Origin of the sequence: Aeromonas fluvialis, assembly GCF_000819885.1 — a bacterium.
GTDB classification, from domain to species: domain Bacteria; phylum Pseudomonadota; class Gammaproteobacteria; order Enterobacterales; family Aeromonadaceae; genus Aeromonas; species Aeromonas fluvialis.
The window spans coordinates 128,195-147,631 of record NZ_CDBO01000011.1; the positions used below are offsets into that span (position 1 = coordinate 128,195).

General features: G+C 57.7%; 16 protein-coding genes. 12 read left to right on the forward strand and 4 right to left on the reverse strand.

Annotated elements, in window-relative coordinates; translation table 11 throughout:
* The first annotated feature begins 19 nt into the window (after window positions 1-19).
* The 8 genes from BN1125_RS02735 (at window position 20) to cysQ (ending at window position 7,403) form a co-directional block, all read left to right on the forward strand.
* Window positions 20-481, forward strand: coding sequence for a SoxR reducing system RseC family protein (locus BN1125_RS02735; protein ID WP_042010552.1), 462 nt, complete (start codon window positions 20-22; stop codon window positions 479-481).
* Window positions 482-597: 116 nt separating this feature from the next.
* Window positions 598-2,391: a translation elongation factor 4 gene (gene lepA, locus BN1125_RS02740; protein WP_042010554.1), complete on the forward strand. Its 1,794-nt coding sequence runs from the start codon at window positions 598-600 to the stop codon at window positions 2,389-2,391.
* Between the two features lie 3 nt (window positions 2,392-2,394).
* Complete coding sequence (lepB, locus tag BN1125_RS02745; RefSeq protein WP_042010555.1) at window positions 2,395-3,333, forward strand: signal peptidase I; 939 nt, start codon at window positions 2,395-2,397, stop codon at window positions 3,331-3,333.
* Window positions 3,334-4,005 carry a ribonuclease III gene (gene rnc, locus BN1125_RS02750; RefSeq protein ID WP_042010557.1) on the forward strand — a complete coding sequence of 224 codons (672 nt, stop codon included), beginning with the start codon at window positions 3,334-3,336 and terminating at the stop codon, window positions 4,003-4,005. It begins immediately after the preceding gene.
* Window positions 4,002-4,901 carry a GTPase Era gene (gene era / locus BN1125_RS02755; protein ID WP_005335393.1) on the forward strand — a complete coding sequence of 300 codons (900 nt, stop codon included), beginning with the start codon at window positions 4,002-4,004 and terminating at the stop codon, window positions 4,899-4,901. Before rnc ends, era begins: the two co-directional genes overlap by 4 nt.
* A complete protein-coding gene (gene recO / locus BN1125_RS02760; RefSeq protein ID WP_041210624.1) occupies window positions 4,902-5,612 on the forward strand; it encodes a DNA repair protein RecO in 711 nt (236 codons plus the stop codon).
* 84 nt (window positions 5,613-5,696) lie between these two features.
* On the forward strand, window positions 5,697-6,434 hold the full coding sequence (pdxJ, locus tag BN1125_RS02765) for a pyridoxine 5'-phosphate synthase (RefSeq protein WP_042010560.1): 738 nt from the start codon (window positions 5,697-5,699) through the stop codon (window positions 6,432-6,434).
* Window positions 6,435-6,635: 201 nt separating this feature from the next.
* Entirely contained in the window at window positions 6,636-7,403 is a 768-nt protein-coding gene (gene cysQ, locus BN1125_RS02770; protein WP_042010561.1) for a 3'(2'),5'-bisphosphate nucleotidase CysQ, read from the forward strand.
* Between the two features lie 79 nt (window positions 7,404-7,482).
* On the opposite strand, the gene BN1125_RS02775 is transcribed toward cysQ, so the two are convergent.
* The 3 genes from BN1125_RS02775 to BN1125_RS02785 form a co-directional block, all read right to left on the reverse strand.
* Window positions 7,483-7,779 carry a YciI family protein gene (locus tag BN1125_RS02775; protein ID WP_042010563.1) on the reverse strand — a complete coding sequence of 99 codons (297 nt, stop codon included), beginning with the start codon at window positions 7,777-7,779 and terminating at the stop codon, window positions 7,483-7,485.
* Window positions 7,780-7,803: 24 nt separating this feature from the next.
* Window positions 7,804-8,355, reverse strand: coding sequence for a septation protein A (locus BN1125_RS02780; RefSeq protein ID WP_042010732.1), 552 nt, complete (start codon window positions 8,353-8,355; stop codon window positions 7,804-7,806).
* A gap of 91 nt (window positions 8,356-8,446) precedes the next feature.
* Window positions 8,447-9,970, reverse strand: coding sequence for a pyridoxal-dependent decarboxylase (locus BN1125_RS02785; RefSeq protein WP_042010565.1), 1,524 nt, complete (start codon window positions 9,968-9,970; stop codon window positions 8,447-8,449).
* A gap of 174 nt (window positions 9,971-10,144) precedes the next feature.
* Between BN1125_RS02785 and trhA the strand changes: the two genes are divergently transcribed.
* The 4 genes from trhA (at window position 10,145) to BN1125_RS02805 (ending at window position 18,730) form a co-directional block, all read left to right on the forward strand.
* Window positions 10,145-10,780, forward strand: coding sequence for a PAQR family membrane homeostasis protein TrhA (gene trhA, locus BN1125_RS02790; protein ID WP_042010566.1), 636 nt, complete (start codon window positions 10,145-10,147; stop codon window positions 10,778-10,780).
* A 127-nt stretch (window positions 10,781-10,907) separates the two neighbouring features.
* On the forward strand, window positions 10,908-12,569 hold the full coding sequence (locus tag BN1125_RS02795) for a putative transporter (protein ID WP_042010568.1): 1,662 nt from the start codon (window positions 10,908-10,910) through the stop codon (window positions 12,567-12,569).
* A gap of 232 nt (window positions 12,570-12,801) precedes the next feature.
* Window positions 12,802-13,863: a retention module-containing protein gene (locus BN1125_RS19450; protein ID WP_052446027.1), complete on the forward strand. Its 1,062-nt coding sequence runs from the start codon at window positions 12,802-12,804 to the stop codon at window positions 13,861-13,863.
* Window positions 13,864-13,867: 4 nt separating this feature from the next.
* On the forward strand, window positions 13,868-18,730 hold the full coding sequence (locus BN1125_RS02805; RefSeq protein ID WP_042010571.1) for an immunoglobulin-like domain-containing protein: 4,863 nt from the start codon (window positions 13,868-13,870) through the stop codon (window positions 18,728-18,730).
* 68 nt (window positions 18,731-18,798) lie between these two features.
* Here BN1125_RS02805 and BN1125_RS02810 read toward each other — a convergent pair whose 3' ends face one another.
* Window positions 18,799-19,293 (reverse strand): hypothetical protein, encoded by a 495-nt coding sequence (locus BN1125_RS02810; protein ID WP_042010573.1) that lies wholly within the window; start codon window positions 19,291-19,293, stop codon window positions 18,799-18,801.
* Between the last annotated feature and the right edge of the window lie 144 nt (window positions 19,294-19,437).

Below are 19,437 nucleotides of genomic sequence, written 5' to 3' on the forward strand. Positions count from 1 at the left end.
AGGTGTTGCCGTGAATGAGATGAGTGAAGAGCTGGCGACCGTGGTGGCCATTGAGGGTGACCATGCCTGGGTGGAGTGCGAGCGTCGCTCTGCCTGCAGTGGTTGTCAGCAGCAATCCAACTGCGGTACCGGCACCGTGGCCAAGGCGTTTCCCCTGCAAGCCTCGCGCTTGCGGGTCAGACTGACTGCCGAGGTGCAGGTTGGTCAGCAAGTGAGGCTGGGTATTCCGCAGCAAAGCCTGCTGCGCGGGGCGGCGCTGGTCTATGTGCTGCCGCTGTTTTGCCTGCTGGCCGGTGCCTTGCTGGGGCAGCTCTGGCTGGCGCCGCTGCTCTCGGGCGGGGAGGGGATCACCATCCTCTGCTGCCTGCTGGGGGGCGTGCTGGGCTTTTTACTGGTTCGTTACTTTTCCAACCGCCTGGATCAGGGGCGCTACGGCCCGCAGATGCTCGGCGTTGTGGTTCCTGTCCGCCCCCTCTCCTGACTGAACAGGCGCTATTTCACTGGCGCTGGCGACTAAAGAATGGCCGTCAGCCGGGTTATCCAGTAAAATCGCGCCTCCATAACTGACCTTAACTAATTTTGAGTGACTCTTGCTCGATGAAACACATTCGTAACTTTTCGATTATTGCGCACATCGACCACGGTAAATCGACCCTGTCGGACCGTCTGATCCAGACTTGCGGTGGCTTGTCCGACCGTGAGATGCAGGCTCAGGTGCTTGACTCCATGGACCTGGAGCGCGAGCGCGGCATTACCATCAAAGCACAGAGTGTGACCCTGAACTACCAGGCACAAGACGGTAACACCTACCAGCTGAACTTTATCGACACCCCGGGCCACGTGGATTTCTCCTACGAGGTCTCCCGCTCTTTGGCGGCCTGTGAAGGGGCGCTGCTGGTGGTGGATGCCGGCCAGGGGGTTGAGGCACAGACTCTGGCCAACTGCTATACCGCCATGGAAATGGATCTGGAAGTGGTGCCGGTGCTGAACAAGATTGACCTTCCGGCCGCCGAGCCGGAGCGGGTTGCCGAGGAGATCGAAGACATCGTCGGTATCGACGCGGTCGATGCGGTGCGCTGCTCCGCCAAGACCGGCCTCGGTGTCGATCTGGTGCTGGAAGAGATCGTGGCCCGCATTCCGTCGCCGGAAGGTGACCCGGATGCCCCGCTGCAGGCGCTGATCATCGACTCCTGGTTCGACCCTTATCTGGGTGTTGTCTCTCTGGTGCGGATCAAGAACGGTTCGCTGAAGAAGAACGATAAGATCAAGGTGATGAGCACCGGTCAGGTGTGGGGTGTCGATCGCATCGGTATCTTCACGCCCAAGCAGGTGGATACCCAGGGTCTTGGCTGTGGCGAGGTAGGTTGGGTTGTCTGCGGTATCAAGGACATCCACGGCGCGCCGGTGGGCGATACCCTGACCCAGGCCAAAAACGGTGCCGACAAGGCGCTGGCCGGTTTCAAGAAGGTGAAGCCGCAGGTGTATGCCGGTCTGTTCCCCATCTCCAGCGATGACTACGAGTCGTTCCGTGACGCCCTCGACAAGTTGTCGCTCAACGATGCCTCCCTGTTCTTCGAACCGGAGAGCTCCACTGCGCTGGGCTTTGGTTTCCGTTGCGGCTTCCTCGGCATGCTGCACATGGAGATCATTCAGGAGCGTCTGGAGCGTGAATACGATCTGGATCTGATCACCACGGCGCCGACCGTAGTGTACGAGATCGAGCTGACCGACGGGACCACCATCCATATCGACAGCCCGGCCCAGATGCCTGCCATCACCAGCATCAAGGAGATGCGCGAGCCGATCGCCGAGTGCCATATCCTGTTGCCGCAGGAGTACATGGGCAACGTGATCACCCTCTGTATCGAGAAGCGTGGCGTGCAGACCAACATGGTCTATCACGGCAAGCAGGTGGCGCTGACCTATGAAATTCCGATGGCGGAAGTGGTACTCGACTTCTTCGATCGCCTCAAATCCACCAGTCGCGGTTATGCCTCGCTGGATTACGGCTTCAAGCGCTTCGAAACCTCTGACATGGTCCGTCTGGATATCATGATCAACGGCGAGCGCGTCGATGCCCTGGCCATCATCACCCACAAGGACAACGCCCAATATCGTGGTCGTCAGGTGGTGGAGAAGATGCGTGAGCTGATCCCGCGCCAGATGTTCGATATCGCTATTCAGGCGGCCATCGGCAACCAGATCATCGCTCGCAGCACCGTCAAGGCACTGCGTAAAGACGTGACCGCCAAGTGCTACGGTGGTGACGTGAGCCGTAAGAAGAAGCTGCTGAACAAGCAGAAAGAAGGTAAGAAGCGGATGAAGTCCCTCGGCCGTGTCGACGTGCCGCAGGAAGCCTTCCTCGCGATTCTCCACGTCGGAAAGGATTAATCGATGGCAAGCACGTTTTCCCTGATCCTGGTGGTGGTCTGCGCGATCACCGGTGTTATCTGGTGTCTGGACAAGATGATTTGGTCCAAGCAGCGCGCCGCCAAGATTGCCGTGGCTCGTGCCCATGGCGGTGCCCACCTGGATGAGAAGACCCTGGCTAAGGTAGCCCCCGTACCGGTCTGGATCGAACAGACCGCCGGGGTCTTCCCGGTCATCACCTTTGTGCTGATCCTGCGTTCGTTCATTTTTGAACCGTTCCAGATCCCGTCAGGTTCCATGATGCCCACCCTGCTGGTGGGCGATTTCATCCTGGTGGAAAAATTTGCCTATGGTCTGCGGGACCCGGTGACCAACACCAAGTTCCTCGAGACCGGCTCCCCTGAGCGTGGTGACGTGGTGGTGTTCAAGTATCCCCTTGAACCGCGCGTTGACTACATCAAGCGGGTGGTCGGCATGCCGGGTGATCGGGTTATCTATCGCAACAAGGAGCTGATGATCCGGCCGCGTTGTGTGGAAAAGAGCGGTGATGAGCAGGAAGGGAAAACGTGCCCGGGCTTCAAGAAGCTCGACGTCAAGTTTGAACAAAGAGGCGAATTTACCCAGATGGGGATCCCCCTTGACCGCTATACCGAGCAGTTGGGTGATGTCTCCCACGAGACCCTGCGCAATCCGCTGATGCCCGATATGGTTGGTCGTTACTATCGCCAGCCCGGCACCTATCCTGACGAGTGGGTGGTACCGGAAGGCCAGTATTTCGTGATGGGCGATAACCGTGACAACAGTACCGACAGCCGCTTCTGGGGCTTTGTACCCGAGCAGAATCTGGTCGGCAAGGCGGTCGCTATCTGGATAAGTTTTGAATTCGAGCGCGAAGAAGGCTCCCTGCTGCCAAGTTGGGTACCGACAGGTGTGCGCTTCAACCGCATTGGCGGAATCAAGTAAATGAATATCAAGATGAACAGACTGCAGTCCCGTCTCGGGCATGTCTTTGCGGATCTGGAACTGCTGACCCGGGCGCTGACTCACCGCAGCGCCTGCTCCCGTCATAACGAGCGACTGGAGTTTCTGGGTGACTCAATTTTGAGTCTGGTGATTGCCGATGATCTGTTCCACCGCTTCCCGCAAGCAGCGGAAGGAGATCTCAGCCGGATGCGCGCCACCCTGGTGCGCGAGAAGACCCTGGCCGAGCTGGGCCGGGAGTTTGACCTCGGTGATCACCTGATCCTCGGCCCTGGCGAACTCAAGAGCGGCGGTTTTCGCCGCGAATCCATTCTGGCCGACACGGTCGAGGCGGTGATCGGTGCCGTCTATCTGGATACCAATCTTGAGACGGTGCGGACCCTGTTGCTGAGCTGGTACGCCAGCCGTCTGGACGAAATCAAGCCAGGCATAGAGCAGAAAGATCCCAAGACCCGTCTGCAAGAAATTTTGCAGGGAAGCCGCAAATCCCTGCCGACCTACACCGTGACCAACGTCAAGGGTGAGGCCCACAACCAGGAGTTCACCGTCCAGTGCGACGTGGAAGGTCTGGATGGTCCAATCAACGGGGTCGGCACCAGCCGTCGCAAGGCCGAACAGGCCGCAGCGCAGCAAGCATTGGAAAAACTGTCATGACAGATACCACTTACTGCGGCTTTGTCGCCATCGTGGGCCGCCCGAATGTGGGCAAGTCCACCCTGCTCAACAAGCTGCTTGGCCAGAAGGTCAGCATCACCTCGAAGAAGCCCCAGACTACCCGTCACCGGATTTTGGGGATCGACACCGAGGATAACTACCAGACCATCTATGTGGACACCCCGGGTCTGCATATCGAGGAGAAGCGGGCCATCAACCGCCTGATGAACCGCGCCGCGACCAGCTCGCTGGGGGACGTGGCCATGGTGGTGTTCATGGTGGACGGTACCCACTGGACCAAAGACGACGAGATGGTGCTGGGCAAGCTGCGCAATCTCAAGTGCCCTGTGGTGCTGGCGGTCAACAAGATCGACAACGTCAAAGAGAAAGAAGATCTGCTGCCGCACCTCGAGTGGCTGGGTCAACAGATGAACTTCGCCCATATTCTGCCCATCAGTGCCGAAAAGGGCACCAACGTGGAGAAGATCCGCGAGTGGGCCAAGGATCTGCTGCCGGAAAACGTCCATTTCTTCCCGGAAGATTACGTGACCGACCGCTCGTCCCGCTTTATGGCCTCCGAAATCATCCGCGAGAAGCTGATGCGCTTCACCGGCGAGGAGCTGCCCTACTCGGTGACGGTGGAGATCGAGCGCTTCAAGGTGGAAGAGAACGGTCTCTACCACATCCACGGCCTGATCCTGGTCGAGCGCGATGGCCAAAAGAAGATGGTCATCGGTAACAAGGGCGAGAAGATCAAGACCATCGGCACCGAAGCACGCCTCGATATGGAACGTCTGTTCCAGAACAAGGTGCACCTCGAGCTGTGGGTTAAGGTCAAGTCGGGCTGGGCTGATGATGAGCGCGCCCTGCGCAGCCTCGGGTATGGCGACGACTGATTGCTGACCCCGGCTTTCGTCATCCACAGTCGGCCCTATCGGGAGACCAGCCAGCTGGTCGAGGTCTTCACCCAGGATAGTGGCCGATTTACTCTGGTGGCTCGCGGTTCTCGCGGGCCACGCTCCCCTCTCAAGGGGCTGCTGCAACCCTTTACCCTGCTCACCATCGCCTGGCGCGGCAAGGGCGATCTCAAGAACCTCACCCAGGTCGAATGCCCCGACCACTCCCTGCGTCTTGGTGGCGATCGCCTCTTCTACGGCCTCTATCTCAACGAGCTGGTCTACTACCTGCTGGAAGCGCACACCCCGTTCCCCGAAGTATTCGATGCCTATGCCCGTGCCATCATGGCGCTGGCCGATGGCGAGACGCCGGAGCTGCCGCTGCGTCGCTTCGAGTTCCTGCTGTTGCAGGCGCTCGGCTATGCGGTGGATTTCGAATACACGGCGGACGACGAGTCGCCCATCGAGCCGACCCTGCTCTATGGCTTCGAGCGTGAATTGGGCTTTGTTGCTTGCGAGCGGGCGCCGGATCCCCGTACCCTGTTTCTCGGTGCCCACCTGCTCGCCTTTGCCGAGGGACGTTTCGATACCCCTCCCTTGCTGCAGGCGGCCAAGCGTTTCAGCCGACTGGCGCTGCAACCCTATCTGGGCAAGCGCCAGCTAAAAAGCCGGGAGCTGTTTTTAAAACGCAAAGCCAGCATTCAGGGCTGACACAGAGTAAAGACATACGGATATTGGCGCGGTGTGATTCGTTGACCGCGCAGTCAACAGATGAAGCCTTTCAAGGAGTTCTCAATGAGTGAAATCTATCTGGGTGTGAACATCGACCATATCGCCACCCTGCGCAACGCCCGTGGCACCCAGTATCCGGATCCGGTACAGGCCGCTTTTGTTGCTGAGCAGGCCGGGGCCGACGGCATCACAGTGCATCTGCGTGAAGATCGCCGCCACATCACCGACCGCGATGTGGAGATCCTGCGCCAGACTATCCAGACCAGAATGAACCTGGAGATGGCGGTGACTGAAGAGATGATCGGCATCGCCTGCCGCATCAAACCCCACTTCGTCTGTCTGGTGCCGGAGAAGCGCACCGAAGTGACCACCGAGGGCGGCCTGGATGTCGCCGGTCAGCTGGACAAGGTGACTGACGCCGTTGCCCGTCTCTCTGCCGTGGGTGCTCAGGTATCCCTCTTTATCGATGCCGATCCCATCCAGATCGATGCGGCAGCCGAGAGTGGTGCCCCCTTTATCGAGATCCACACCGGCCGCTATGCTGATGCCACCACCGATGCCGAGCGCAACGCCGAGTTCAAGCGCATCGCTGCCGGTGCCTCCTACGCCGCCGGCAAGGGGTTGAAGGTCAATGCCGGCCATGGTCTGCACTACCACAACGTCAAGGCCATCGCTGCCATCCCCGAGATCGTCGAGCTCAACATCGGCCACGCCATCATCGGCCGCGCCGCCTTCGACGGTCTGGCCAAGGCCGTGAGCGACATGCGCCTGCTGATGCAGGAAGCCCGTCAGGGGATCTGATCCGCCAGCCAGGCCGTGGCCTGATAGCGGTCACCAGAAACAACAAGGGACGCCACGGCGTCCTTTGTTGTTTTTGGCCCTGTGCACCCCAGCGAAATGGCCTGGCGGCTCCCGCGCTGTAATAACCCAGCACAATCGGCTATAAGCAGTTGATGTAAAGGGAGTTACACTGATTAGCCTTGTGAGTTGGACGAGATTGTTATGGCGCATCCCCAGTACCACCCCGATATCACTGAACTTGAACCTGTCGCCCGCGCGGCGGGGGCGGCCATCATGGCCATCTACAGCCAGCCCTTCGCGGTGGAGTACAAGAGCGACGAGAGCCCGCTGACTGCGGCCGACAAGGGGGCCCACGAGGTGATCGTTCAGACGTTGGCACGGCTGACTCCCGACATTCCCGTATTATCCGAGGAGTCGGGGCCCGAGGTGATGGCGGTGCGCCACGGCTGGTCCCGTTACTGGCTGGTGGATCCCCTCGATGGCACCAAGGAGTTTGTCTCCCGCAATGGCGAGTTCACCGTCAATATCGCGCTGATTGAAGAGGGTGCGCCGCGCTGGGGACTGGTCTATGCCCCTGTGCTGGAGAAGATCTGGTTTGGCGGCAAGGGGCTTGGAGCTTGGTGCATCGCCGATGGCAAGCGTGAGCCCATCCAGACCCGGCCTTATCGTGAAGGCGAGGCGTGGCGGGTGGTGGGCAGTCGCAACCACCTGTCGCAGGAGACCCTCGATTTCTTGGCTCCTTTTGGCGAAATCGAGCTGGTCTCCATGGGCAGCTCTCTCAAGTTTTGCATCATTGCAGAGGGTGGCGCCGAGCTCTATCCGCGCCTCGCGCCCACCTGCGAGTGGGATACCGGTGCCGCGCAGGCGGTGCTGGAGGGGGCGGGCGGCAGCGTCACCCAACTCGACGGTTCGCCCCTTGTCTACAACAAGCCCGATATCCTCAATCCTTGGTTTGTCGCCAAGGCATAAACGAGATATCGGGATGCAAAAAGGCCGGACTGGAATGAACTTCCAGTCCGGCCTTTTGTATTTTGCTCTGCGCTTTGGATCAGAAGACCTTCTTGAACGGCTTGATGGTGACCTTGGCGTAAACACCGGCGGTTACATAGGGGTCTGCATCGGCCCAGGCTTTGGCTTCCGCCTGCGAGGAAAATTCGGCGATGACAGTGCTGCCGGTAAAGCCGGCATCGGCCGGATCCTCGGCATCGATGGCCGGGTTGGGGCCGGCGGTCAGCAGACGCCCCTCATCCTGCAATGCTTGCAGACGGGCCAGATGAGCGGGGCGAGCCTGTTTGCGCAGCGGCAGGCTGCCCTGAACATCTTCGGAGTAGATGAGATACCACATGAGAGGATCCTTTTCTGATGAGGGTTATTTTTCCAGTTCGTTTTTCTGCTCGGCAGGGATATGGCGATAGAGATAGACGCCACTGAGCAGGGTAAAGACCAAGGTCAGCCCCAGCAAACCGAACACTTTGAAATTGACCCATATCTCCTGTGGCAGGTTGAACGCCACGTAGAGGTTGAGCAGGCCACAGAGGGTAAAGAAGCCGACCCAGCCGAGATTGACCTTGTCCCAGACTGCATCGGGTGCTTGCAGCTCCTTGGCCAGCATCTGTTTGATCAGGTTCTTGCCAAAGCCGTAGCGGCTGATGAGCAGACCCAGGGCAAACAGCGCATTGACCACGGTGACTTTCCATTTGATGAAGGTGTCATCGTGGAAGAAGACGGTGAGGCCGCCGAAGAAGCCGACCAGCAGGAAGGTAAAAAGCTGCATCTTCTCGACCTTGCGATAGCGGAGCCAGCTATAGGCGAGCTGCAGTCCGGTCACCACCACCAAGGCTCCGGTGGCCATATAGATGTCGTAGAACTTGTAGACCGCGAAGAAAACGATAAGTGGAATAAATTCAATAAATTGCTTCATGTCTGGCGCCAGGTCCTCAAAGATGGTCTGCAAAGTTTCGCCCAGTCTACCTGCACGGCGGACAACGGCAAATGAATAAGGCTGCTCATTTTTACACCGGTGCCACGCGGTCACCAAACAGTTGGTGGGCAATGGTGATCCCCAGTCGCTGCTGATCGGCCAGCAGGTCACGGATATGGCACTCTTCAATCAAGGGATTGAGCAGCACGGCCCGCAGCAGGGTGAGGGGCTGGGCACCGTAGCGCACCACCGCCCGCTGGGTGCGGGAGACAAAGCTGTGCCCCTCGGCGCGCTGGGCTTTTTGCAGGGCCACGTTGAAGGTGTTGATCTGTTCGTTGGCTGCTTCATCCAGCGGTTTGCCCTGCAGATGGGGCGGGATGCAGCGGTAGGAGAGCAGGTTCATCACCGGCGCCGACATCAGCTCGAAGGCGGGGTCGCTTGTGATGAGCTCGGCCATCAGCCTGGCGCGGTCATAGTTGGCCTCGATAAGGTCGGCATAGCCCTGCTGGCCGAAGAGTTGGAAGGCGGCATCCAGATAGAGGGCGTTGGCCGGGCGGGTGCCCTCCAGGGTAAAGCGGCCCTGATCGAACGAGGTGGCGCGAATGGCGTAGGGGGCCTCCCGCTTGACCGCCATCATCAGATCGGGCTGGCGGCAGAGCAGCATGCCGGTACCGAGCGGCACCAACAGTTGCTTGTGGCCATCCAGGGTGACGGTGTCGGCCTGCTCAATGCCCGCAAGCAGCCCCTGATAGCGGGGGGAGAAGAGGGTCGGGCCGCCCCAGGCGGCATCCACGTGAAAATGGATCTGCTCGCGTTCGGCGATGGCCGCGAGTTCCGGCAGCGGATCGATGGAGCCAAAGTCGGTACTACCCGCCACGCCGACCAGTGCCAGCACTTTCAATTTCTGTGCTTTGCACTGGATCAGCGCCTGCTCCAGTGCAGCCAGACTGAGCCGGTTCTGCTCGTCGGTTTCGAGGCGCCAGACGCTGCGGGCGCCCAGTCCCAGCAGATCCATCCCCTTATCGAAGGAGTAGTGCATCAGTCGGGAGCCCAGAATAACGGCGCCGCGATAGCCCTGTTCATAGAGGGAGAACAGGTTGTCGCCGCAGGCGCGGTTGCGGGCCAGCCACAGCGCCGTGACATTGGCGATGGTGCCGCCGCTGGTCATGACGCCGAGGGCGGCATCCTTGGCATGCATCTGCACGCCGTAGAAGGCATCGTCCCTGCCATAGATGAGGCGGTGCAGCTTGGCCAGCACCTCCCGCTCCAGAAAGCTGAGCAGGCGGGAGGACTCCATCTTCATCGGATTCTGGTTGAGCATCACCACCAGGCGAGAGAGCTCGGCAGTGAAGGTCGGCAATGGTGCCGTCATGTGGCCCATGTAGCGTGGCGAGGTGAGGTGAGAGGCACCGGGCACCAGGGTGGCCAGCCGCGCCAGATACTCCTTGATGGAGATGCCGACCGCAGGCATGCAGGATTGTTCGAGCTGATGGGTGAACAGGTCGCGCTGGTAGGGGGCCTGGCTGTCGTCGGAGTGGTGGAAGCTCTCCAGCAAGGTGTTCATCGCCTCGCCAAAGGCGGGATCCGCTTGTGCAAACAGCTCAGTCAACGTCATCAGGTTCTCCAGACCAGGTCACCGGGGTAGGTGTCTATGCCGCTTGTCTCGGGCATCGGCGGCAGAGCATACACCAAAGGTTGACAGGTGGCAGCCACTCCCTTTTTTAAGCGAACACTTGTACTCTGAAATGGTGCTGGGTATTGTGTCGTCAATGATAACGGAGTGAATGTGATGAGTGGTGTGATGGATTACTCCCCCCGGGAGGAGCTGGCCAACCGGCTGAGTCACGGTGCGGGATTGTTGCTGGGGATTGTCGGGCTGGTGTTGCTGCTCCTCAAAGGATGGGAGCAGGGCACGCAGGCGCTGGTGAGCTACAGCCTTTATGGCGGCAGTCTGGTGCTGCTCTATCTCGCCTCGACCCTCTATCACAGCATGGCGGAAGGGCGAGCCAGACGCTGGTGCAAGGTGTTTGATCACTGCGCCATCTATCTGCTTATTGCCGGTACTTATACTCCCTTCCTGCTGGTGGCGCTCGACACGCCGCTGGCGCGCGGGCTGATGGTGGTGATCTGGGCCCTGGCGCTGGCCGGCGTGGTGTTCAAGCTGGTATTCATTAACCGCTTCAAGACGTTATCGCTCTTTACCTATCTGATGCTGGGCTGGCTGTCGCTGGTGGTCATCTATCAGCTCTACATCCATCTGGCCGGTGAGGGGCTGCTGCTGCTCGGGCTTGGCGGTCTTATCTACAGTCTCGGGGTCATCTTCTATGTGGCCAAGCGGATTCCCTACAACCACGCCATCTGGCATCTCTTTGTGTTGGGTGGCAGCGTTTGTCACTTTATGGCCATTTACGGTTACGTCGCCTAGCGTCGTGCAACTAGCCCTTAATTGGTATTTTTAGCGCGTAAAAGGATAAATTCGTGCGGTATCACACAGTTGGCATCACTGTTTGCTGACAAGCTAGGGCCAGTTCAATTCGCAAAGGATGCACGAAATGAGTGAAATCGCGCTTTCCATCAGCATGTTGTCGCTGGTGGCAGTGCTGGGGCTCTGGCTGGGAAACTGGCGAGTCTATGGCGTTGGTCTAGGGATAGGGGGGGTGCTGTTTGGCGGCATCATAGTGGGCCACTTTGCCGGGGTGTCAGACCTGGCGCTCGATGATCACACGCTCCATTTTATTCAAGAGTTTGGCCTGATCCTGTTTGTCTATACCATCGGCATTCAGGTAGGTCCCGGTTTCTTCTCGTCATTGCGCAGCTCCGGGCTCAAGCTCAATGCCTTTGCCGCTTTGCTGGTTATCCTCGGGTGTATCGTTGCTGCGGCACTTCATCAACTGTTTGATGTGCCGCTACCTGTGATCCTCGGGGTCTTCTCTGGCGCCGTCACCAATACGCCATCCCTCGGTGCGGGCCAGCAGATCCTGGCGGAGTTGGGCGCCGCGCCCGGTTCGACCGGCCTGATGGGGATGGGCTATGCGGTCGCCTATCCGTTCGGCATCTGTGGCATTTTGCTCACCATGTGGCTGGTCAGGGTCTTCTTTCGCATCAAGATCGACGATGAAGCTGCCCAGTTCGAGCAACAGGCGGGTAAAACAAAAGAGAGCTTGCAGACCATCAACATCGCGGTACGCAACCCCAACATGCATGGCCTGATGCTGAGCGAGATCCCCAGCCTCGACGAGGCTGACGTCATCTGCTCACGCCTCAAGCGTGGCGACGAGCTGATGGTGCCGCGTCCTGATTCCCGCATCGAGCTGGGGGACTTGCTGCATCTGGTGGGTGAACGCCATGCACTGCACAAGGTGCTGCTGGTGTTGGGGGAGGAGGTCGACACCTCCCTCTCCACGCGCGGTACCGACCTGCGGGTGGAGCGGGTCGTGGTGACCAACGAGCAGGTGCTGGGTAAGAAGATCCGCGATCTCGACATCAAACAGCGCTACGACGTGGTGATCTCCCGTCTCAACCGGGCCGGTATCGAGCTGGTGCCAACCAGCCAGACCAGCCTGCAGTTTGGCGACATTCTCAACCTGGTGGGGCGCCTCGATGCCATTGAGGCGGTGACCAATGTGGTCGGCAACGTGCAGCAAAAACTGCAACAGGTGCAGATGTTGCCGGTATTTATCGGGATTGGCCTCGGCGTATTGCTCGGATCCATCCCCTTCTATCTACCCGGTTTCCCGGCTGCCCTCAAGCTGGGTCTGGCTGGCGGGCCGCTAGTGGTGGCGCTGATCCTGTCGCGGATCGGTAGCATCGGCAAGCTCTACTGGTTTATGCCTCCCAGCGCCAACCTCGCGCTGCGAGAGATTGGCATCGTGCTGTTTCTGGCGGTAGTGGGCTTCAAGTCGGGGGCGGGTTTCATCGATACCCTGATCAATGGAGATGGTCCGGCCTGGATGCTCTATGGGGCCGCCATTACCCTGATCCCCTTGCTGGTGGTCGGGGTACTGGCGCGCTTATATGGCAAGATGAACTATCTCACCCTCTGTGGCTTGCTGGCTGGCTCCATGACCGATCCTCCCGCATTAGCCTTTGCCAACGCCATGCACCCGACCAGTGGTGCCAGTGCGCTCTCATACGCCACTGTCTACCCGCTGGTGATGTTCCTGCGGATTATCTCGCCACAGCTGCTGGCTATCATCCTCTGGGCCGGTGCATAGCCTGATAAAGTGGCAGAGGCATGGTTTGTCATGCGTCTGCCATATTTCTGTAATGCGCTGATAAAATTGATTTTATTAGTTACATCCCCATTCGTGTCGACCCTTCTTGTTGGCTGAACAGTTCAGCCCCATATCAGTCTATTCTTTCGAATTTTCTAACTGGTTATTTCATCTGCATGTGTGCAAAGTAGGCTGTGGCTTATTGCATTCAAATCAGGATTCAGGAGAGAAGATGATTACCAATGCCGTTACCTTGGAACAGGGCGTAACCGTAACCCAACTTAAAGGACAAATTTATCTGGTTGCCGCTGATGGCAGCCGGAAGCTGTTGGCTGAAGGTGATGTGCTGCCGAAAGGGGCGGTGATCATGTCTCCGGATGGTGCTAGCTTCATGGGCGGCGAACAGTCGTTCAATGTGCAACCAGCCAGCGAGCAGAGTGAGCCTGCTGAAGAGGGGGATGCCCTCCTGCTGACGCAAAACAGTGCAGCAGGCACTCCTGATGATATCAGTGCCCTGCAACAGGCCATTTTGGGTGGCGCAGACCCGACCCAGGCCTTTGAGGCATCTGCTGCAGGCGGTGCGCCTGCCGCCGGTGGTGGTGTCGCCGGTGCCAGTGGCAACGCCGGTTTTGTCACCATCGACCGCGCAGGTACCGCAACGATTGCCGAAGCCACGTTCGATACCACCTACAACGCCAATAGCGAGCCGCCGCTTGAAGCCGTTGGTGAAGATGATCCTCTTTTTACCTCCGCCAACCTTGTCTTGAGTGCAGATGCACAGGTGAATGAAGGTGGGTTGATCACCTTTACCGCGACATTAGATGAACCTGTTTTTGGTTCTGACTTGGTTATTCAGCTGTCAAATGGGGCAGTGATCACCATTCCCGTCGGCCAGAGTTCCGGTTCAGTCACTGTTGCTGCTCCGGCAGACAGCCCTTATGTCGACCCGTCAACGATCACCGTTTCGATTACCGGTACTCAGGGCGGTGGTTTCAACCAGATAGTCACTGGACCTTCAACGACTACCCAGATTAACGACACTGTCGACACCACCACCGTGACCCTGGGCGCCCCGGCCGAGGTCAACGAAGGCAGCCAAATCACCTACAGCGCCAGCGTCAATAATGCTCCGCAAAGCGACTTGGTGCTGACCCTGTCCAACGGCGCCAGCATCACCATCAAGGCGGGCGAGCTGAACGGCAGCGTGACTGTCGATGCCCCGATCGACGATGTGTACCAGGATGGCAGCAGCCTGACGGTGAGCATCACCGGCAGCCAGTGGTGGCAACTATGAGAACGTGGCCACCACCGGCACCGTCACCAACACCGTGGTGGACGACAGCGACGCCACCACCGTGACCTTAAGCTCGGCGACTGCCGGCGAGAACGTGGTCGAGGGTGGCAGCATTGTCTACACCGCCAGCGTCAACAACCCGGTGGCCGGCAGCCCGCTGACCGTGACCCTCTCCAACGGGGTGGTGATCACCATTCCGGTGGGAGCGAGCAGCGCCAACAGCGAGCCGGTGCCGGTGCGTGCCGATGACGCCTACCAGCAGGGCAACCAGGCCCTGAGCGTCACCATCGGCGGCACCAGTGGTGGCAACTATGAGAACGTGGCCACCACCGGCACCGTCACCAACACCGTGGTGGACGACAGCGACGCCACCACCGTGACCTTAACCGGCGATGCCAATGTGGTCGAGGGGGGCAAGGCCAACTACACCCTGACCATCAGCGACGCACCGAAAACCGATCTGATCGTCAAGGTGGTGGTGGGGCACATCACCACCGATAACGGTGATGTCCAGGCGGTGACCCGCGACGTGGTTATCAAGGAGGGCGAGACCAGCGTCAAGTTTGATGTTGAGACCCTGGATGACGTTTATGCGGAAGAGGCCGAGCAGTTCCAGGTCAGCGTGAGCGGCACCAGTGGCGGTGGCTACGAGCAGGCCCCGGCGCTGCCGAATGCGGTGACCACCACCATCACCGACGAGCCGCAGGGGCAGGGGGATTCTGTATTCGCCCAAATTGAAGTAGACAAATCGAGCGTGGCGGAAGGTGGCGCGCTCAAATACACAGTGAGCCTGGTGGACAAGGACGGCAACGCCGTGACCCTGCCGGCTGGCAAGGAAGTGACCCTGAACCTCGAGTGGAGCGGTGCGGCGGCCAATGATGGCGACACCAGCGGCCGTCCGGCCAGCGTGACCATCGGCGCTGACGGCAAAGCCGAGTTCACCGTTACGACAGTCAATGACACGATTTATGAAGGCGATGAGCAGTTAACTGCGTCAATCAGCGGTGTGAAAACCAACACTGCGTTTGAAGCAATCGAGATTAATTCCACGAAAGGTAGTGCTGAGTCAATCATCACCGATATGGCGGATCTGCCGACGGTGAACGGCGTGGTGGGCGACCGCGTGGCGGAAGGCAATGCCAACACCTTCAGCGTGAGCCTGTCCAACGCCAGCACCAGCGCCACCACTGTCAACCTGACCCTGGCGGGTGGCACTGCCGAGAAAGGGGTGGACTTCACCGGCACCACGGTGACCGTGGTGATTGGTAGCGTGAGCCAGAGCGTGGCCGTGGCTGCCGATGGCAGCTTCAGCGTCAGCGTGCCGGCGGGCACCACCGGCTTTGCGGTCAAGGTCTCAACCATCAACGACACCTCCTACGAAGGTCATGAGCATTACAGCCTGACAGCCAGTGCCAATGGCAGCATTGCGTCAGGCTCTGCGACAATCATCGACAATGATTCAGTCGTAGCCTTGCATGAGGTAGTGGAGGGCACGGCAGGCAATATCTTGAATGTGGCTGATGGTGTTGCCTTTACAGGTGCGACCGCCTTGGGAGGGACGGTGTCGCTTGTGAACGGCAAGTACGTTTACCAGGCGCCGGTGCGAGATCATGCTGATTCGGTTGCGGACACTGACTCGTTTACCTATACCAAGGCCGACGGTTCGACGGTGACCTATACCATCAACATCCTGGATACCGACCCGATTGCGGCTGACGATAGCGGCAGTGTGGCCGTCGGGCTGAATGTCCAGACGACCGGTTCGGCCAGTCTGCTGGCAAACGACACTGTAGTGGATAGCTCGAGTGCCAACCCAGCCAAGGTGTATTCGGTGACTGGTTTGAATGGCACAGCCGTCCAGCTGGGTGCCGCAGGTAGTGTGACCGTAGCTGGCAAGTATGGCGATCTGACGGTAAACGCCAATGGTAGTTACACCTACACGAGCAAACTGGATACCGATGTGCAGGCTGTCGAAGGTGGTGTCGCGGTGAAATCTGCGTTTGCTTTATATGGCTTCCAGAATAACTCGCTGCCGCTGAATGGCTCCTCGCTGAATTTGACCGGCCTGACCGATAGTGCAACGGCACTCGTGGATATTCGTTCCAGCGGCAACAACGCCAAGCCGGGTATCGGTGTGTCTCAAAGCGGTAGCGGCACTAACGATATCGGTGGTGGCGAGTCGCTGGTGATCGGGTTTAAGGTGCTATCCAATTTTGCGCAGATCGGTATCAACGAGCTTAATAGCGGGCAGGGTAGTGCAAGTTGGAAAGCCTATGATGCGCAGGGGGTATTGGTCGGTTCCGGTACCCTGGCATCGTCTTCCAGTAATGGAAGTTTGCAATCGTTCAATATCTCGACCAATACCCCCTTCCAGTATCTGGTGTTGGGTTATAACGGTAATCAGAACGGTTATGTCATTGATTCGATCAAGTACACACCAGCCATTGGTGCCGTGACAGAAGAGTTTGCTTATACCGTTAAGGATAACGATGGCGATGTGTCCAATTCAGCGGTGCTGACCTTGAATGGCAATGTCCCAACGACTGTAGCGCCAACCATGCTGATGGGAGTAGAGGATTCGGATGTTGCCCTGACGTGGGCGTCGTTCGGGATCTCGGATAATGCGTCGACCGTCCGGATTTCCGGTAACCAGAATGGTACCGGCACTATCCGGTATTTGGATGCAAGCACCAACCAGTACAAAGAGTTGGGGAAACACGAAACCAAAACCTTTACCAAGGCGGATATCGACAGCGGCAAGGTGAAATTTGACCCGGAAGATAACGTATCTGGTGCTGATGTCTACGGGAATGACAAAGGGGTTGGTAACAAAGGCCACGATCTCACCAGTATCAAGTTTGATGTACTGAAGGGAAATCAGATTATTGCCAGTGATAAGAGTGTTGTGGTGGATCTGATACCGCAAGCGGATACCCCGATGCTGAAGGTTGGGACATTTAGTTCCCTGGCTGCCATGGATTTTGAGAATGTAGTGGTAGGTTCTGGAGGATGGAAAGATAACATTAACCCCAACTCTATTAATGGTGCCGGTGCTATTGGTCAATGGAAAGCCAATGGCAGTGGATTGATTGAGGTGGGCAAGGAATCCGTTTATTTGGGCAATTTGGCAACCAGTACAACGAACCAGGTGATGGAAATCGAAAGTAGTAGGAATGTGAGCCAGCTCTACACCGATATTCAGTGTGAGTCAGGCCGTTTCTATCAGCTGAACTTTGATATCAGCGCCCGAACAACGGATGGTAAAAAGATTGAGACCTGCGGTCTGAAAGTCTATATGATTCAGATTGTTAATGGGCAGCCAGTGTCCGGGGAACGTATCGAGCTATATGATTTTTCACCTCAGTCTGTCGGTTGGTTGAAGGGGGTGCCTGTTCCGTTGAATGTGCCGGAGACCGGCACATATCGACTGGTATTTGAGTCCAAGGACGCCTCAGGTAGTGGGGATTCTTACGGTGCTGTCATCGACAATGTCAAGTTCCAGGCAGTTGATAACAAGGGATATGAAGACAGCTTCATCAAGCTGGGCAAGATCGAGGCAGAGTTGGTAGATAAAGACGGTTCTGAACGCTTGTCTGTCGAGATCGAAGGATTGCCGGTGGGGGCTGTGCTCAAAGATGCGGCCAACCATATTGTGATCGTGAAAGACGACACCCACAAGGTGGATGTGACAGGTTGGAGTCTGTCCACCCTGCAACTGAAAGTGAATGATCCTGGTCATTACAACCTTGTTGTCAAGGCCACGGCTACGGAAGTGACATCTAGCGGTACTGTTCTGGATAGTGCCGTTAGCAAGGTTATCTTGCCGGTTGAGGTATTGCCGGAGGGTAATACGATCAAGACGGGCGAGTTGAATGACGCGGTATATTTGAGTAGCGATAGGCCTTCCGTAGCTGCCAATACGGCCATCGAAATAAATGGTATCCACTACTCTCGACCTGATACTTATCAGGATGGTACAGCCGGTGTCGTCATCAACAAAGACAGTGCCGATACCGTGTATACCTATGGTGGCAATGATCATGTCGAAGGTGGGCGTGGTAATGATGTGGTGTATTTGGGAAATAGCGGCAGCAATCCTGCAAATTTCAACAGTGCAATTGATTTTGTCACAGCTGATGTTGCTAGCATTACCCTGCGGCCTGCTGATGGTGTTGCCCGTGAGGATGGTGACCTGATCCCTGCCAAAGCTTCTGTGGCTTGGGGAGATGTGGTGCAAGGTGCTCAGGGCAATGATTTCCTGTTTGGCGAGGATGGTGTGGACTTGCTCTTTGGGGGATCAGGTAACGACCATCTGGATGGTGGAAAGGATCGAGACTTCATCCGTGGTGGCAGTGGTGATGATGTGATCTTGGGGGGGGCCGGTAGTGATTACCTGCGCGGTGAGGAGGGGGCCGATACTTTCCTCTGGCAACAAGGCGATGCTCTGGAGCAGGGGTCCAACAATGCCTCAATGACCCCTGATCACGCCATCGACTATATTACCGATTTCAATGTGGAGCATACATCAGGCTGGCAACAGAGCAGCAACGGTCGGAATGACTTCAAGAGTGTGGACATCGCCCACTCTGACAAGCTTGATCTCTCCGATATGCTGGATCACAGCGGTAGCAATTTGGAGGGGGATCTCAGCAAGTTGCTTTCGGCTTTCGAAGCTCAAGATGGTGTGCATCTGCAGGTGAAGTCAGCGGGGAATAATCAGGTCAGTCAGGAGATTGTCTTGCTTGACCATACCTTCGAGTCCATAACCGGAGATAGTAACAATCATGTTTCTGGTTCTACGGGATCAACATCCGAGCAGGTCATCAACTATATGTTGCAAAACCACTTACTCGATATCGACAAGTAAGCCCAACTTGGGACAGTAAAAAAGCGGCAGAGCAATCTGCCGCTTTTTATCTTTGCAGGGAAGCGAAATCAGTTGCCGAGGGTGGCGAACAGGCTCTGCTCCAGGGAGCCGCGAGAGACACAGACTGGCTTGATGGACGAGGCTGGTACGCGCTCGCCTGAGGATTCAACGAAGAACAGCTCGGTGTTGCCCTTGACGTTGACGGTGGCCACGCTGCTGTTGCCGCTCTGGGTGATGATCAGGTTGATCTGCAGGTTCGGGTTGCCCAGTGCCACTTTGGACCCCATGGTACCGCAGTCCAGCCACTCCAGCCCATCGGCTGACTGGTTGACGTTGGCGGTCATCAGGCCGGCACCACGCTGGCTGTTTTCGATGGTGAGGCCATGATCGGTGAACCACTTCTCGGCGCGAGCCCACACCAGATCCACCGGGATCGCCATCTCCTGTGTATTGTTGGTTGCTTTGGCAATTGGCGGGTTGTAGCGATACGCCTCACCACCGTTATTGTCGCCAGCACAACCAACCAGCAGCAGCGCCAATGCGCTCCCCATCATCTTTTTCATCTTGTCTCTCTCGTCCACATCACCAGGCCATTGGCCAACTGGCGTCTATTATCGCCGGAGCGACAATCTCTGTCAGCAACCATCCTGCATCCGGTGTCATAGGGAGGTTGTCGGGGTGCTTTACAAAATGGGTTTGCTATCATA